At 63.6% G+C, this 220-nt stretch carries 1 protein-coding gene; it reads left to right on the forward strand.

The features are described from left to right. A partial coding sequence (locus tag BST12_RS30375; protein WP_139802161.1) for a S1 RNA-binding domain-containing protein occupies positions 1–220 on the forward strand: 220 nt, incomplete at both ends.

The following is a 220-nucleotide window of genomic DNA, read 5'->3' on the forward strand; positions in this document are numbered from 1 at the left end:
GGCAACATCTACCTGGGAATTGTGCAGAACGTGCTGCCGTCGATGGAGGCGGCGTTCGTCGACATCGGGCGCGGTCGCAATGGAGTGCTCTACGCCGGTGAAGTCAATTGGGATGCAGCGGGGTTGGGCGGGGCCGATCGCAAGATCGAGCAGGCCCTCAAACCCGGCGACTATGTCGTGGTGCAGGTCAGCAAGGACCCGGTAGGGCATAAGGGCGCGC

The sequence above is a fragment of the Mycobacterium angelicum genome, assembly GCF_002086155.1.
In the GTDB taxonomy this organism is placed as follows: domain Bacteria; phylum Actinomycetota; class Actinomycetes; order Mycobacteriales; family Mycobacteriaceae; genus Mycobacterium; species Mycobacterium angelicum.